Here is a 14,134-nt window from a genome sequence, read left to right as displayed (position 1 = left end):
GAGGTGGCGTATATTACGCTTTCCTCTTTCAGAGTCAAGCGTTTATTTTCGCTTTTCATCTGGCTGACAAGCCGGTTTGTAAGCCGTTGTGCCGTGTCAGTGGAGGCGCAGTATAGGGATTTTCTGGACGCTGACAACCCCTATTTTCAATTTTTATTTCAACCGTCTCTTTTTTATTCAAATTCGCTGCAAACAGCTAGTTTTTCAAGCCTTGGGAAGCCATAACGCTGCAAAACGGGTGCTAATTGAGCAATCTCTGGCGTGAGCCCCATACAGAACGCAATGTTCTCATCTGCAGATAATGCATTTGGAGATTCATGTTCTAAAAGCCATACCGTACGGCGAGCAATTGCAGCGCCTGAATCTATCAACCGAGTTCCTTCCGGCAGAACTTCCAGCAACTCTTCTTCTAATAGAGGGAAATGAGTGCAGCCTAATACAACTGTATCCGGTGGCTCTTTCATTCTTAGCCACGGACGAAGGATCTTACGCAGTTCTTCAAGGTCGACAGGGTGCCCGTGTAACTTGGCCTCTGCTAACTCCACCAGCTCTGCCGAACCGAGCATTTCGATTTTGCATTCTGACGCAAAGCGCGCAACCAGCTCGTGAGTATAAGGACGGCGAACCGTACCGCGAGTCGCCAGCAACCCGACAACACCATTAGTCGTCAGACGCGCAGCAGGTTTAATAGCAGGGACAACGCCTACGACAGGGAAAGCGAATTTTTCACGTAGCGCAGGAAGCGAAACGGTACTCGCCGTATTGCAGGCGATGATGGCGAGTGCGAGCGGGTAACGTTCCTGAACCGCAGTAACAATTTCAACTACGCGCTCAACAATGAACGCTTCGCTTTTCTCGCCGTAGGGAAATGCTACGTTATCGAAAGCATATATATAGTGCAGGTCAGGCAAAAGCTGCCGGACTTCGTCATACACAGAAAGCCCACCGACACCGGAGTCAAAAACCAGTACGGTGGGATGTGTATTAGAAGGTATAGCTGCCAGTGAGGTAGTACTCCCGTCCTGGGGTTTGATAGCCATAAACCGTCTCGTAATCTTTATCGAACAGGTTGGCGATTCTACCACGAACGGTGAGATGAGAGGTTACTGGATATGAAGCTGCAATATCCCATAGGCTCACACCACCCAATTTAACTCGCTCGGAGGTCTGAGTGTCTGGATCATATGAGACGTCATAACGGATACCCAGATAACGGTAAGCAACATTCCAGTCTAGATCCCAAAGCTGCCAATCAAGTTGATACTTCAACTGCTGTTTAGAACGTCGAGCCAGCACTTCATTCGTTTTTGTATTACGCGGGTCAACATAATCATAGGAAATTTGGTGCCCCAGTAGGCCAGTATCAAACTGTGCCGTCGCTTCAACACCTTTGATACGTGCTTCACCAATATTGTAAAAACGATAGGGGTAGGCACTCGCACTATCAATCAAGTTGTCGATATCGTTGCGATATCCCGTCACACGCCAGTTAACCGGACCGGTCAGTCCTTCAAAACCACCTTCCCACTGCTTACTTTCTTCAGGCTTGAGATCCGGGTTGCCGTAACTCGCGCTATGGATTTGACTCATAGTCGCTGCTTTAAAAGCCGTTCCGTAAGAACCAACAACTCGATATCCGTCGATGAACTCCCACGCAGCGCTAGTTTGCCAAGTGCTGTGGTTACCAAAGTTGGAGTTATCATCATTCCGCGCAGCTGCTTCCAGAGTTACTTTGTCAAACTGCTGCATTGCAGAAAAGAACACACCAGTATTGTGCTGTTCGTAGCCGTTGACCAGGTAGCCCGTTCCTGCTTGAGTTTTCTGTTTCTGCCAATCAACTCCCACACCAATATTGCCGTGGCCCACGGAAAATGTATTCAGCCACTGAGCCGTATACTGTTTTACATCATCCATAGTTGCGGAGGGAGAATAGCGGCCTTTACTCGGATCATAGTTCTGGTCTTTACTGCGACCGTAACCTGCGACCAGTTGTGACTGATAACTCCCTTGCTTGTAACGTAACCCAGTATCCCAGCTCTGGCTATAAAGCTGGCGGGTATCTGGCGTGCCATCCACCATAAAATTAGCGTCGTAGTGCTCATAACCGTCATACGCTGTGCGGTTATCATAGCCAAAACCGCGGACAAAACTGCTCAAGCTATCAGTTATATTTTGTTCAACAGAACCAAAAAGTGATTTGCTCATGAAACCGTCATGATCGGGCTGGCGAGGTGCGTCCTGCGCAGCGATATCAAATCCATGCGTATAGGTATAGTTGCCACCCAGAGTGATTTTCGTTTTATCAAATACTTGCTGGAAGGAGCCATCGTAGCTTTGATAACCCTTTGAGCCTATACCTGCTGAAATTTCCCCACCCGGTTCATCTCTACCAGTGATGATATTGATCACACCACCAATTGCATCCGAGCCATACAACGCCGAGCGCGGGCCGCGAATGTATTCAATGCGTTGTACCAACGAGACAGGGATCTGACTTAAATCTGCAACGTTGCTAATGCCAGCATTATTCAATGGAATACCATCGATCAGTACCAGTACATGACGAGATTCAGTACCACGTATAAAAGTAGAAGATGACGTGCCCAATCCCCCGCTTTGCGCAATATCCACACCAGGTAAACGCGACATAACATCAACAAGAGATTTAGCCTGCCACTTGTCGATATCCTCACGCGTTACAATCGAAGTCGGAGCCAGCACCGTATTAACCGGTTGCTGAAAACGATTTGCCGTCACCACCAGGTTTTCTTCGGAATTGCTGTCTTGCGCCCAGCCAGAAAAAGCCGTTACGGACAACGCCGTAAGCAGCGAAAGTTTTTTTAACTTCATTTATATAAGCATCCGCTTTTAAATCAAGGATGCCGCAGACATAACCGATAGCACGCGATAGTTATGCAGATTGCGACGTATACCGGCAGGTCTTCGGGCTTGGAGGCGTTCACTTCTGGATGATGACTTCCCACTTCTATAAGCAGTGTCTGCACCTGGCACTCATCCCGCTCTTCCTTACCGCTGCGCGTCAGCCCCAGAATTACACTGGGTTCCCTTTTATACCCGTCGCTCTTCAAAATGCAGGGGTGTTGGCTACACCCACTCACCCGAATCACTTACTTCAGTAAGCTCATCGGGATTTGCTCGTTTGCCGCCTACCTGCATCTCGAAGTTTCTCGGGTATAACTTATAAAAAGGCCGGAAGCGCTATGCTACGATTTTGTTAATAAGCTTGTCTATAAGCATCAAAATGCAACAGCGCTGGACATCACGAGCCTAATCCCTACAATCGCCGCGTAGTTTGACTTTACTAACAGGTAGCAACTCATGACTCCAGAACATCTCCCGATAGAACTTTACGACGCGCAACTGGCCGAAAAAGTCGCCCGCTTGCAAAGCATGATGGCCCCTTTTGCAGCTCCCGCGCCGGAGGTGTTCCGTTCACCGGTCAGCCATTACCGGATGCGCGCTGAATTCCGCATCTGGCACGATGAAGACGACCTGTACCACATCATGTTTGACCAGGAAACCAAGCAACGTATTCGGGTCAATAGTTTCCCGGCAGCAAGTGCGCTTATCAACGCACTAATGCCGGCAATGCTCGATGGTGTGCGCGATATTCCCGCTCTGCGTTTTAAGCTTTTCCAGATTGATTATCTGACTACCATGAGCAATCAGGCTGTGGTTTCGTTGCTTTATCATCGCAAGTTGGGTGAAGAGTGGCAGCAACACGCTGAAGCATTGCGCGATAATCTGCGTGCTCAGGGTTTCAACGTTCATTTAATTGGCCGTGCTACAAAGACCAAAATCGAGTTAGATCAGGATTTCATCGATGAGCGTTTAACCGTTGCCGGTAAAGAGATGATTTATCGCCAGGTTGAGAACAGTTTTACTCAGCCGAATGCCGCGATGAATGTTCATATGCTGGAATGGGCACTGGATGCAACTCAGGGTTCAAGGGGCGATCTGCTGGAATTGTACTGTGGTAACGGTAACTTCTCGCTGGCACTGGCGCGTAACTTTAACCGCGTACTGGCGACTGAAATCGCCAAGCCATCTGTTGCTGCTGCGCAGTACAACATTGCGGCGAATGAAATTGAAAACGTGCAAATTATCCGTATGGCGGCTGAAGATTTTACTCAGGCGATGAATGGCGTGCGCGAGTTCAGGCGTCTGGAAGGTATCGACCTTAAAAGTTATCAGTGCGAAACCATTTTCGTCGATCCACCGCGTAGCGGCCTGGATGCAGACACAGTGAAGATGGTGCAGGCATACCCACGTATTCTCTATATTTCCTGCAACCCGCAGACCCTATGCGAGAATCTGGAAGTATTAAGCGAAACCCATAATGTTTCGCGCCTGGCGCTCTTCGACCAGTTCCCGTATACGCATCATATGGAATGCGGTGTGTGGCTGACACGCAAATAGCAAAACGGACGCCTCGGCGTCCGTTATTATTTCTGGCTAAGAATACTATTCAGTTACCTGCGCTTTACGGGCGCGAACTTTGAAACCAATCCAGAACAACAATGCGACTGAAAGCACCGCAGGCAAGAAGTTAGAGCCAATCGCCGGATACTCAGCACGCACAACCGCGCTATATAACAAGACACCCAGCACAAAGCACGCCGCAGCAATACTTGGCAGGCCAACTGGCATCGTGCGGTTCAGGTAACGTTGATGCAAACAGTACACCGTCAGCACCAGCGTGATCATCGGGAAAATGGAAAACGGCACAACCGAGCTAAATAGCGCGGCAAACGTTCCGTTAATTGCCAGGCCTGCAATAAACGCCAACCCGAGCGTACCTCTCTCTTGTAACTGTTTCATTGCTCTTCCTTTACTCACTCTTCAGATATTTGAGCTAATGCCACTTTTTCTTGCTCCCGGCGATACCAGTAGTACGCACCTTTTGAAATCATGCGTAACTGAAGTACCAGGCGCTCTTCAAGCTGACGACGCTGATCGGCATCGACGTCCAGCGCTTCGGCACCAGCACTAAAGACAATCGTAACCATCGCTTCTGCCTGCGCTTCAGTAAAACTACGCGGCATGCGATTTTCGAGTTCCAGATAGTCAGCAAGTTCCGCAATAAAGTGCTGAATTTCACGGGCGACAGCGGCACGAAATGCGGCAGACGTTCCAGAACGCTCACGTAACAACAAACGAAATGCGTTGGGATTATTACCGATAAATTCCATAAATGTTGAGACAGAAGTACGAATTACGCTCCCGCCTTTGGCAATTCGCTGGCGAGCCTGGCGCATTAACTGGCGCAGCATCAGGCCGCTTTCATCAACCATCGTTAAACCCAGTTCGTCAACATCACGAAAGTGGCGATAAAACGATGTTGGCGCTATACCAGCCTCACGGGCGACCTCGCGCAAACTCAGGCTGGCAAAACTTCGTTCAGCACTTAACTGGCTAAACGCGGCTTCGACCAGAGAACGCCTGGTTCTTTCTTTTTGTTGCGCTCTTACACCCATCATATTGCCTGAATCTCTTAATAGAACTCGCACTATACCAGAGAATAACTTAACTGGTTTTATACAGGATTGTGAATGATTGTTTACGCGAGCGGCCTCGTGTAACGCAGGAAAAAGCACAAGGATAATTGGGTTATCCCGCTGTTGATGTTACCATTGTGTTGCTTTTATGTATAAGAACAGGTAAGCCTTACCATGTCACACACCTACGATTATGACGCAATAGTAATTGGTTCCGGTCCTGGCGGCGAAGGTGCCGCAATGGGGCTGGTGAAACTCGGAGCAAGGGTAGCCGTTGTTGAGCGCTACCATAACGTGGGTGGCGGTTGCACTCACTGGGGAACCATCCCCTCAAAAGCGCTGCGCCACGCAGTCAGCCGCATTATCGAATTTAACCAAAATCCTTTATATAGCGACCACACACATCTCCTCCGTTCTTCCTTCGCCGATATTCTTAATCACGCTGATAGCGTCATTAACCAACAAACTCGCATGCGCCAGAGCTTTTATGAGCGTAACCGCTGCGAGATGTTGCAGGGCGATGCACGCTTTGTAGATGCACATACTATCTCGCTGGAATGTCACGATGGCTCGGTGGAGATGATCACCGCCGAGAAGTTCATTATTGCTTGCGGCTCGCGCCCTTATCGTCCGCCAGAAGTCGATTTCAGCCATCCGCGTGTGTACGACAGCGATTCCATTCTTAACCTGCATCACGAACCACGCCACGTCATTATTTATGGCGCAGGGGTGATTGGTTGCGAGTATGCGTCGATTTTCCGTGGCATGAACGTCAAGGTTGATTTGATTAATACCCGCGATCGCCTGCTGGCGTTTCTTGATCAAGAGATGTCCGACTCGCTCTCTTACCACTTCTGGAATAGCGGCGTCGTTATTCGCCACAACGAAGAGTTTGAGAACATCGAAGGTGTAGAAGATGGCGTGATTGTGTCGTTAAAATCTGGCAAAAAAGTGAAAGCTGACTGCCTGCTTTATGCGAACGGGCGCACGGGTAATACCGATTCGCTGTCACTGGAAAATGTAGGACTGGAAGCCGATGGCCGTGGTCTGTTGAAGGTCAACAGCATGTACCAGACCGCACAGCCGCATATTTATGCCGTTGGCGATGTGATTGGTTACCCGAGCCTGGCATCGGCGGCTTACGATCAGGGCAGAATCGCGGCCCAAGCCCTGGTGAAAGGTGAAGCAACGGCGCATCTGATTGAAGATATTCCAACCGGTATTTATACCATTCCGGAAATCAGTTCCGTCGGGAAAACCGAACAGCAGTTAACGTCGATGAAGGTACCGTATGAAGTGGGTCGGGCACAGTTCAAGCATCTCGCTCGCGCGCAAATTGTCGGTATGAACGTGGGCACGCTAAAAATTCTCTTCCATCGTGAGACGAAAGAGATTTTAGGGATCCACTGCTTTGGTGAACGCGCGGCAGAAATTATTCACATCGGCCAGGCGATTATGGAGCAGAAAGGTGGTGGTAACACGATTGAGTACTTTGTTAACACCACCTTCAACTACCCGACCATGGCGGAAGCCTATCGGGTAGCGGCTTTAAACGGCTTGAACCGCTTGTTTTAACTCTGGCTCAAAATGGCCATCCATATGTGTACGGATGGCCTCAGCGAGTTGCTCGTAGCGACCACGCAGTGGAGAACCCGGACGATAAACCAGGCCGATAGTACGACGCGGCTCTGGTTTATAACATGGCAGGTAAACCACGCCGTCACGGCAGCGCTCGTTTGGAACTGCCAGCGCAGGTAACAATGTTATCCCACTTCCGGCTGCCACCATGTTACGCAGCGTTTCAAGGCTGGTTGCACGGAAATGCGTGTCTTCTTCAGCGCCCGCTTCAAAGCAGAAACCCAGCGCCTGATCGCGCAGACAGTGCCCGTCTTCCAGCATCAGCAGCTTTTCACCCGCAAGATCCGATAATGGCACGCGATCACGGTCCGCCCACGGGTGGTCCTGGTAAATCGCCAGCATCATTGGCTCATCAAACAGCGGCACTTCAATAAAGGCTTCGCTCTCTTTCACCAAAGCGAGAATCGCACAGTCGAGTTTCCCACTATCAAGCTGCGCTAACAGTTGATGGGTTTGCGCCTCGTGCAGATACATTTCTAGTTTGGGGAAAGTTTTATGCAGCATCGGGATAATCTGCGGCAGCAGATAAGGCCCAACGGTTGGGATCAAGCCAATGTGCAGCGGCCCGGACATCGCCTCGCCCTGCTGGCTCGCCATCTCTTTTAGGACTTTAACTTCTCGCAGCACTGTGCGAGCCTGGTCCACCAGCAACAAACCCGCCTGAGTGAACAACACTTTACGGCTGGTGCGTTCAAGCAACATCACGCCGAGTTCATCTTCAAGTTTACGTATTTGACCGCTCAGTGTTGGCTGACTGACATGGCAGGCATCCGCTGCCCGACGAAAGTGACGATGCTCAGCCAGCGCCACCAGGTATTCTAGATCACGAATATTCATTCTCTATCCTCCGTCGCCATGATAGCCCATGGCGATAGAAATCATAGCAACGAACGATTATCCCTATCAACCATTGATATTGAATAATAGCCATCAACAGCACAAACCATCCATGGATCGCGGTTGTGTTGTAGGAAAACCCCCTGTTCTCCGAACAAAGTACTGAAGCCAACGTGAATCATTTAGCGGACATTATGTCCGCTCTTTTTTTATCCGTTAGATACAAAAAAAGCCCGGCACAAGGCCAGGCTCATTTTATCCTGCAAAACGTTTACACCAGGCGCTGCTTCGCATCGCTAATCGCCAATGCTACCTGCTGAGGAGAAACGCCGCCTTTGGCTGAGCGCTTATCCAGGCATGATTGCAATGACAAAATGGGATAAACATCATCACCGATTGTGGCACTGAATTTCTGCAAATCAGCAAGCGGCAATGCTTCCAGCGCTTTGCCCTGGCGAATCGCTTCTACGACCGCTTCCCCCACAATATGGTGCGCTTCACGGAACGGTACGCCTTTCGCTACCAGGTAATCAGCCAGTTCAGTTGCGTTGGCATAACCCTGCTCGGCAGCTTCTTTGCAGCGCGGGCGTTTAACCTGAATACCATCGAGCACCAACACGGACATATGCAAGCAATCCATCCAGGTATCAAGCGCGTCGAACAGACCTTCTTTGTCTTCCTGCATATCTTTGTTATACGCCAGCGGCAGCCCTTTCAGGGTCATCATCATACCCGTCAGAGCACCCTGCACACGACCACATTTGCCACGGATAAGCTCGAGCGCATCCGGGTTTTTCTTCTGTGGCATCAAGGAAGAGCCAGAGGTCACGCGGTCAGATAACTCAACAAACCCAGCTTCCCCGGTATTGAAGAAAATCAGGTCTTCTGCGAAACGGGACAGGTGAACCATACCGATGGACGCGTCAGAAAGCAGTTCCAGCACATGGTCACGGTCAGAGACGCTATCCAGGCTATTGCGCGTCGCAGATGCAAAACCTAACCAGCCAGCAAGTTGCTCACGGTCGATTTCATAGGCTGTACCAGCCAGTGCGCCGCTGCCCAGCGGGCTAACGTCGAGGCGCTCCAGCGTGCTCTGCAAACGGCTTTCATCACGCGCCAGCATTTCAACGTAAGCCAGGCACCAGTGCGCAAAAGTCACCGGCTGTGCACGTTGCAGGTGCGTATAACCCGGCATGACTGCATCCTGGTTATTCTCAGCGGTTTCAACCAGCGCATGCTGCAGTTGGCGAGTCGCCCCCAACAATTCACTGATTTGCATTTTGCACCACAGTTTAAGGTCAGTGGCGACCTGGTCATTACGGCTACGGCCAGTGTGGAGTTTTTTACCCAGCGCACCGACTTTATCAATCAGTTTGCCTTCCACCCAACTGTGAATATCTTCCGCATCGCTCTCAAGGATCGCTTGCGGATTGGCCTGCACTTCTTCCAACAGGAAATTCAGTGCCTGCTCAAGCTCCTGCTGCTCAGCAACAGTCAGAACACCAACGGTAACCAGCGCTTTGGACCAGGCGACAGAACCCACAATATCTTGCTCAGCCAGTCGGTAATCAAAGCGCAATGAATCATTGAACGATTTGAAACGTTGGTCTGCTGCCTGAGTAAAACGTCCACCCCAAAGTGCCATAGTGATGCTCCATTAAATTATCTTTATTGCTTTTACTTTATAGGGCGGGCACGTTGTTCGTCACCCGCCATCAATTACTGATTATTTCTTTAATTCGTTTAAAGCACGAATACGTGACGACAACGAGAACAGACGGATAAAGCCGCCCGCGTGGCTATGGTCATACACTTCATCTTCGCCGAACGTTGCGAACTCTTCGCTATACAGGCTGTTCGGAGATTTTTTCTGCTTCGCAGTGACATGGCCTTTATACAACTCCAGCACCACTTCGCCGTTAACTTCTTCTGCCAGTGATTCCGCAGATGCCTGCAGAGATTTACGCAGTGGTGCGAACCAGCGACCGTCGTAAACCACGTAAGACATTTCCAGGCCCAACTGCTCGCGCCATTTGAAGCTATCGCGATCCAGAACCAACTGCTCAACACCGCGCAGTGCAGCCATCATGATGGTGCCCCCTGGAGTTTCGTAGCAGCCACGGGATTTAATCCCTACCAGACGGTTTTCTACGATATCAATACGACCGATGCCGTGCTTAGAACCAATCTTGTTCAAGGTTTCCAGGCACTGGAACGGGCTCATCGCTTCGCCGTTAACGGCAACGACTTTGCCTTTTTTAACCGTAACGGTAACTTCTTCAGCCTGATCGGGCGCTTCTTTCGGATCAACCGTCCAGACCCAGCAATCTTTGTTCGGAGCATTCCATGGGCTTTCCAGCACGCCGCCTTCAGTTGAGATGTGCCATGCGTTTTCGTCACGGCTGTAGATTTTCTCAAGGGAAGCGGTAGTCGGAATATCACGCTCTTTCAGGTAATCAAGCAGTGCTTCACGGGAACGCAGGTTCCACTCACGCCATGGCGCAACCACTTTCAGATGTGGTGCAAGTGCCGCCCATGCTGATTCGAAACGCACCTGGTCGTTACCTTTCCCGGTCGCACCGTGGCACAGCGCATCTGCGCCCACTTTATTTGCCACATCAACCAGCGCTTTAGCGATAAGCGGACGCGCCATAGAAGTACCCAGCAAATAGGTGCCTTCGTACAGTGCGCCGGTCTGCAATACCGGGTAAACGTAATCACTGATGAACTCTTCACGCGCATCGACGACGTAGCACTCTGTTGCACCGGAGCGCAGTGCTTTTTGCTCAACGCCTTTCAGGTCTTCACGGTCCTGGCCGATATCCACCACACATGCGACCACTTCACAGCCGCCGTAGTTTTCCTTCAGCCATGGAATAATGGCTGAAGTATCAAGGCCGCCAGAGTATGCGAGAACGATTTTTTTGATGCCGTGATTTTGCATTGTCTTATCCTTCAAAAACTTATTTTTAAACTAGGCCAGAATACGGGTGCCAATGGCGACGCCGTTGAACAAAGAAGGTAACTGTTCCGCATGGCGCCAGGATGCGATATCCACCGGGCGACCCAGCGTGCGTGCTGCATCCAGCGCCGCGTTAACTTTAACTATCATGCCGTCGGTAATAATGCCCTGAGCGATTAACTGCTCAGCTTTCGCCGCCGTCATTTCTGCAATACGTTGACCTTTGCCATCCAGAATACCGCTAACGTCTGACAGCAGAATCAGGTCTGCACCGAGTGTTGCCGCCAGCGCTGTTGCGGCCTGGTCGGCATTCACGTTCATCAACTCACCTTCAGCAGTGACGCCAATAGAGCTGACAATCGGTAGAAAACCAGAATCTAAAAGCGTGGTAATCAGCTTAGCCGAACCCGGTTTTGCAAGCCCCACATGACCCAGTTCTTCATCCAGTTTGGTGACCGTCACACTGTCGCCATCACCGAGGCAAAGACCCACACCATTGATGCCATGCTTTTTCGCCCACGCCAACAACGTTTTGTTCGCCGTACCCGCCAGCGCACCGGTAATAATGTCAATCTGGTCAGCAGGCGTCACACGCAGACCATTTTTCTTAGTCACCGGCAATGAGAGCTTTTTCATCAACTCATCTACCAGGCAACCGCCACCGTGCACAATCACCAGCGGGCGTTGATGGGATTCGCGGTAATTTACAAGCGCGGTAAACAGACGCTCCAGCGCTTCTTCGCTATCAAGCAGTACGCCGCCTAATTTGATAATTAATGGATTCATCATGTCACCCGGCATCAATTAAATAAGAGACTGCGTTTCGGCAAAGCCAAAACGAATATTCAGGCATTGCACAGCCTGAGCTGATGCGCCTTTCAGAAGATTGTCTTCCGTGGCGACGACAATCAGATGCTCACCCTGTACTGCAAAACCGATATCGCAGAATGGTAACCCAACCACATTTTTCAGTGCCGGCACGCCTTTGTCATACAGGCGCACTAACGGTTTATTCTGGTACGCCTGATTAAAAACATCGGCGATTTGTTGCTGCGTCACACCCGCGTTCAGGCGGCAGGTGATGGTTTCCAGAATCCCACGCGGGAAATTGCCCAGGTGAGGTGTGAAAATCACCGGAGTACCAAGATGCGTCGAAATTTCTGGATGATGGCGATGATTAAAAATGCCATACGGTTGCAAGCTGACTTCGCAGAAACTGTTGGAAATCGCGGCCTTACGCCCTGCTCCACTGACCCCACTGGTTGCGTTAATCACTGGCCACTGCGTCAAATCCAGCAACCCGGCATCAATCAGCGGTTTTAACGCCAGTTGCGCCGCAGTCGGATAGCAGCCAGGGACTGAGATCAAACTGGTTTCTTTCAGTTTGTCGCTCTGCCATTCAGCAAGGCCATACACCGCCTGCTCCAGCAGTTCCGGATGTTGATGGGTAAAACCGTAATAGCGCTGATAGAACTCAGCATCGTTAACGCGGAATGCACCAGAAAGGTCGATAACGACACAGCCTTTCGCCAGGAATTGTGGCGCCAGATCGTGGCTCACTTCATGGGCAGTTGCGAGGAACACCACATCGACACCGTCAGTAAATTCGCTGATATCCGACATCGCCTGTAACGGCATGTCGACAATACCTTTTAATTGCGGATGCAATTCAGATATCAATTTTCCTGCGTCATTACTTTGCGCTGAAACCGTCAATGCGGTTATGTTCATATGAGGATGGCGATTCAAATAGTTCACAAGCTCTGCGCCTGCATAACCGCTGGCACCAACAATCAGCGTATTCAACATCTCGGCTGTACACCTTCTTAGGTTGTGTCTGCTAAAGGTGCCAGCTGGTAAGCCATCACCCAACGTATAATTACGTGGTTAAATCCACCGGAACCTGGGGTTCCCTTACGGCAGTTAATATTGTATTTTTATTCAATATAATTGCATGATTATGTATACCAACCCGAGCTAAGGCCTGTCAACAGTGAAGATGAAATTACCTCCTTTTATCGAGATTTACCGCGCGTTGATCGCGACTCCTTCCATCAGCGCCACCGACAGCGCGTTGGATCAGAGCAATGAGTCTTTAATCAATTTATTGGCTGGATGGTTCCGCGACCTGGGCTTCAATGTAGAAGTACAACCGGTTCCTGGTACGCGCAATAAATTCAATATGCTGGCGAGTACCGGAAACGGTGCTGGTGGCTTACTGCTGGCAGGGCATACCGATACGGTGCCGTTTGATGATGGCCGCTGGACACGCGACCCGTTCACGCTGACTGAGCACGAAAACAAGTTGTACGGTCTCGGCACAGCCGATATGAAAGGGTTCTTTGCCTTTATTCTTGATTCATTGCGTGATGTCGATGTGACGAAGCTTAAAAAGCCACTCTATATTCTGGCGACGGCTGATGAAGAAACGACGATGACGGGCGCTCGCTATTTCTCTGAGACCACCCATATTCGCCCGGACTGCGCCATCATTGGTGAACCAACCTCTTTGCAGCCAGTCCGCGCACATAAAGGCCATATCTCTAATGCGATTCGTATTCTTGGCCAGTCCGGCCACTCCAGCGATCCTGCCCGCGGCGTAAATGCTATCGAGCTGATGCACGATGCAATTGGCCATATCATGTCGCTGAAGAACACCCTGAAAGAGCGTTACCATCACGATGCTTTCACCGTGCCGTATCCAACGCTAAACCTCGGTCATATCAGCGGTGGCGATGCAGCCAACCGTATTTGTGCCTGCTGCGAATTGCATATGGATATTCGCCCGCTGCCAGGACTGACGTTAAATGATTTGAATGGTTTGCTGAACGAAGCGCTGGAACCGGTGAGCCAGAAATGGCCGGGTCGCCTGACGATTTCTGAACTGCACCCGCCAATTCCTGGCTATGAATGCGCCAAAGATCATCAGTTGGTGCAAGTGGTTGAGAAATTACTCGGCGCGCAAACGGAAGTGGTGAACTACTGCACCGAAGCGCCATTTATTCAGACTCTTTGCCCGACATTGGTACTTGGCCCTGGTTCCATCAACCAGGCGCACCAGCCGGATGAATACATCGAAACACGTTTTATCGAGCCAACTCGCAAACTGATTACGCAGGTAGTGCATCATTTTTGCTGGCATTGAAAAATAGCGTGTATGGGGGTTTTGCCCCCTTTT

The 14,134-nt window shown here is 50.4% G+C and carries 12 protein-coding genes and 1 riboswitch; of the genes, 3 read left to right on the top strand and 9 right to left on the bottom strand.

What is annotated here, in order from left to right; translation table 11 throughout:
* Positions 1-173 precede the first annotated feature (173 nt).
* Both murI and btuB read right to left on the bottom strand, forming a co-directional pair.
* Positions 174-1,040: a glutamate racemase gene (gene murI / locus LVQ79_RS18600; RefSeq protein ID WP_232866038.1), complete on the bottom strand. Its 867-nt coding sequence runs from the start codon at positions 1,038-1,040 to the stop codon at positions 174-176.
* Positions 985-2,850, bottom strand: coding sequence for a TonB-dependent vitamin B12 receptor BtuB (gene btuB, locus LVQ79_RS18595; protein ID WP_232866036.1), 1,866 nt, complete (start codon positions 2,848-2,850; stop codon positions 985-987). The genes murI and btuB overlap by 56 nt, the downstream gene beginning before the upstream one ends.
* Positions 2,851-2,917: 67 nt before the next feature.
* Positions 2,918-3,138, bottom strand: a riboswitch (cobalamin riboswitch).
* Positions 3,139-3,339: 201 nt separating this feature from the next.
* Between btuB and trmA the strand changes: the two genes are divergently transcribed.
* Positions 3,340-4,440, top strand: coding sequence for a tRNA (uridine(54)-C5)-methyltransferase TrmA (gene trmA / locus LVQ79_RS18590; protein ID WP_232866034.1), 1,101 nt, complete (start codon positions 3,340-3,342; stop codon positions 4,438-4,440).
* A 45-nt stretch (positions 4,441-4,485) separates the two neighbouring features.
* Here trmA and LVQ79_RS18585 read toward each other — a convergent pair whose 3' ends face one another.
* Positions 4,486-4,842, bottom strand: coding sequence for a YijD family membrane protein (locus LVQ79_RS18585; protein WP_151995344.1), 357 nt, complete (start codon positions 4,840-4,842; stop codon positions 4,486-4,488).
* A 14-nt stretch (positions 4,843-4,856) separates the two neighbouring features.
* A complete protein-coding gene (gene fabR / locus LVQ79_RS18580) occupies positions 4,857-5,501 on the bottom strand; it encodes an HTH-type transcriptional repressor FabR (protein WP_115631628.1) in 645 nt (214 codons plus the stop codon).
* Positions 5,502-5,693: 192 nt separating this feature from the next.
* Between fabR and sthA the strand changes: the two genes are divergently transcribed.
* Entirely contained in the window at positions 5,694-7,094 is a 1,401-nt protein-coding gene (sthA, locus tag LVQ79_RS18575; RefSeq protein WP_034461384.1) for a Si-specific NAD(P)(+) transhydrogenase, read from the top strand.
* Here the strand turns inward: sthA and oxyR are convergent.
* The 5 genes from oxyR to argC all read right to left on the bottom strand — a co-directional run bounded on the left by oxyR (position 7,068) and on the right by argC (position 12,765).
* Positions 7,068-7,994, bottom strand: a complete 927-nt coding sequence (gene oxyR, locus LVQ79_RS18570) for a DNA-binding transcriptional regulator OxyR (RefSeq protein WP_151995346.1) — start codon at positions 7,992-7,994, stop codon at positions 7,068-7,070. The genes sthA and oxyR overlap by 27 nt on opposite strands.
* A gap of 271 nt (positions 7,995-8,265) precedes the next feature.
* Positions 8,266-9,639, bottom strand: a complete 1,374-nt coding sequence (argH, locus tag LVQ79_RS18565; protein ID WP_232866033.1) for an argininosuccinate lyase — start codon at positions 9,637-9,639, stop codon at positions 8,266-8,268.
* A gap of 81 nt (positions 9,640-9,720) precedes the next feature.
* Positions 9,721-10,938, bottom strand: coding sequence for an argininosuccinate synthase (locus LVQ79_RS18560; protein WP_232866032.1), 1,218 nt, complete (start codon positions 10,936-10,938; stop codon positions 9,721-9,723).
* Positions 10,939-10,968: 30 nt separating this feature from the next.
* The gene (gene argB, locus LVQ79_RS18555) at positions 10,969-11,745 is read right to left on the bottom strand and encodes an acetylglutamate kinase (protein WP_120066756.1); all 777 of its coding nucleotides are present in this window, start codon (positions 11,743-11,745) and stop codon (positions 10,969-10,971) included.
* A 15-nt stretch (positions 11,746-11,760) separates the two neighbouring features.
* Positions 11,761-12,765: an N-acetyl-gamma-glutamyl-phosphate reductase gene (gene argC, locus LVQ79_RS18550; RefSeq protein ID WP_232866031.1), complete on the bottom strand. Its 1,005-nt coding sequence runs from the start codon at positions 12,763-12,765 to the stop codon at positions 11,761-11,763.
* A gap of 184 nt (positions 12,766-12,949) precedes the next feature.
* On the opposite strand from argC, the gene argE reads away from it, so the two are divergent.
* Positions 12,950-14,101 carry an acetylornithine deacetylase gene (gene argE / locus LVQ79_RS18545; protein WP_151995349.1) on the top strand — a complete coding sequence of 384 codons (1,152 nt, stop codon included), beginning with the start codon at positions 12,950-12,952 and terminating at the stop codon, positions 14,099-14,101.
* Positions 14,102-14,134 lie beyond the last annotated feature (33 nt).

The sequence above is a fragment of the Buttiauxella cochleicola genome (assembly GCF_021282405.1).
Taxonomy (GTDB): domain Bacteria; phylum Pseudomonadota; class Gammaproteobacteria; order Enterobacterales; family Enterobacteriaceae; genus Buttiauxella; species Buttiauxella massiliensis.
Note: the sequence above shows the minus strand (reverse complement) of the source record. Positions and strands in the feature narration are given on the sequence as shown.

What these genes read in the sequence shown, in the direction of transcription:
- LVQ79_RS18560 (WP_232866032.1), bottom strand. Translation starts at nt 10,938, where the DNA reads ATGCAAAATCACGGCATCAAAAAAATCGTTCTCGCATACTCTGGCGGC.
- LVQ79_RS18585 (WP_151995344.1), bottom strand. Translation starts at nt 4,842, where the DNA reads ATGAAACAGTTACAAGAGAGAGGTACGCTCGGGTTGGCGTTTATTGCA.
- oxyR (WP_151995346.1), bottom strand. Translation starts at nt 7,994, where the DNA reads ATGAATATTCGTGATCTAGAATACCTGGTGGCGCTGGCTGAGCATCGT.
- trmA (WP_232866034.1), top strand. Translation starts at nt 3,340, where the DNA reads ATGACTCCAGAACATCTCCCGATAGAACTTTACGACGCGCAACTGGCC.
- btuB (WP_232866036.1), bottom strand. Translation starts at nt 2,850, where the DNA reads ATGAAGTTAAAAAAACTTTCGCTGCTTACGGCGTTGTCCGTAACGGCT.
- murI (WP_232866038.1), bottom strand. Translation starts at nt 1,040, where the DNA reads ATGGCTATCAAACCCCAGGACGGGAGTACTACCTCACTGGCAGCTATA.
- argC (WP_232866031.1), bottom strand. Translation starts at nt 12,765, where the DNA reads ATGTTGAATACGCTGATTGTTGGTGCCAGCGGTTATGCAGGCGCAGAG.
- argB (WP_120066756.1), bottom strand. Translation starts at nt 11,745, where the DNA reads ATGATGAATCCATTAATTATCAAATTAGGCGGCGTACTGCTTGATAGC.
- fabR (WP_115631628.1), bottom strand. Translation starts at nt 5,501, where the DNA reads ATGATGGGTGTAAGAGCGCAACAAAAAGAAAGAACCAGGCGTTCTCTG.
- sthA (WP_034461384.1), top strand. Translation starts at nt 5,694, where the DNA reads ATGTCACACACCTACGATTATGACGCAATAGTAATTGGTTCCGGTCCT.
- argH (WP_232866033.1), bottom strand. Translation starts at nt 9,639, where the DNA reads ATGGCACTTTGGGGTGGACGTTTTACTCAGGCAGCAGACCAACGTTTC.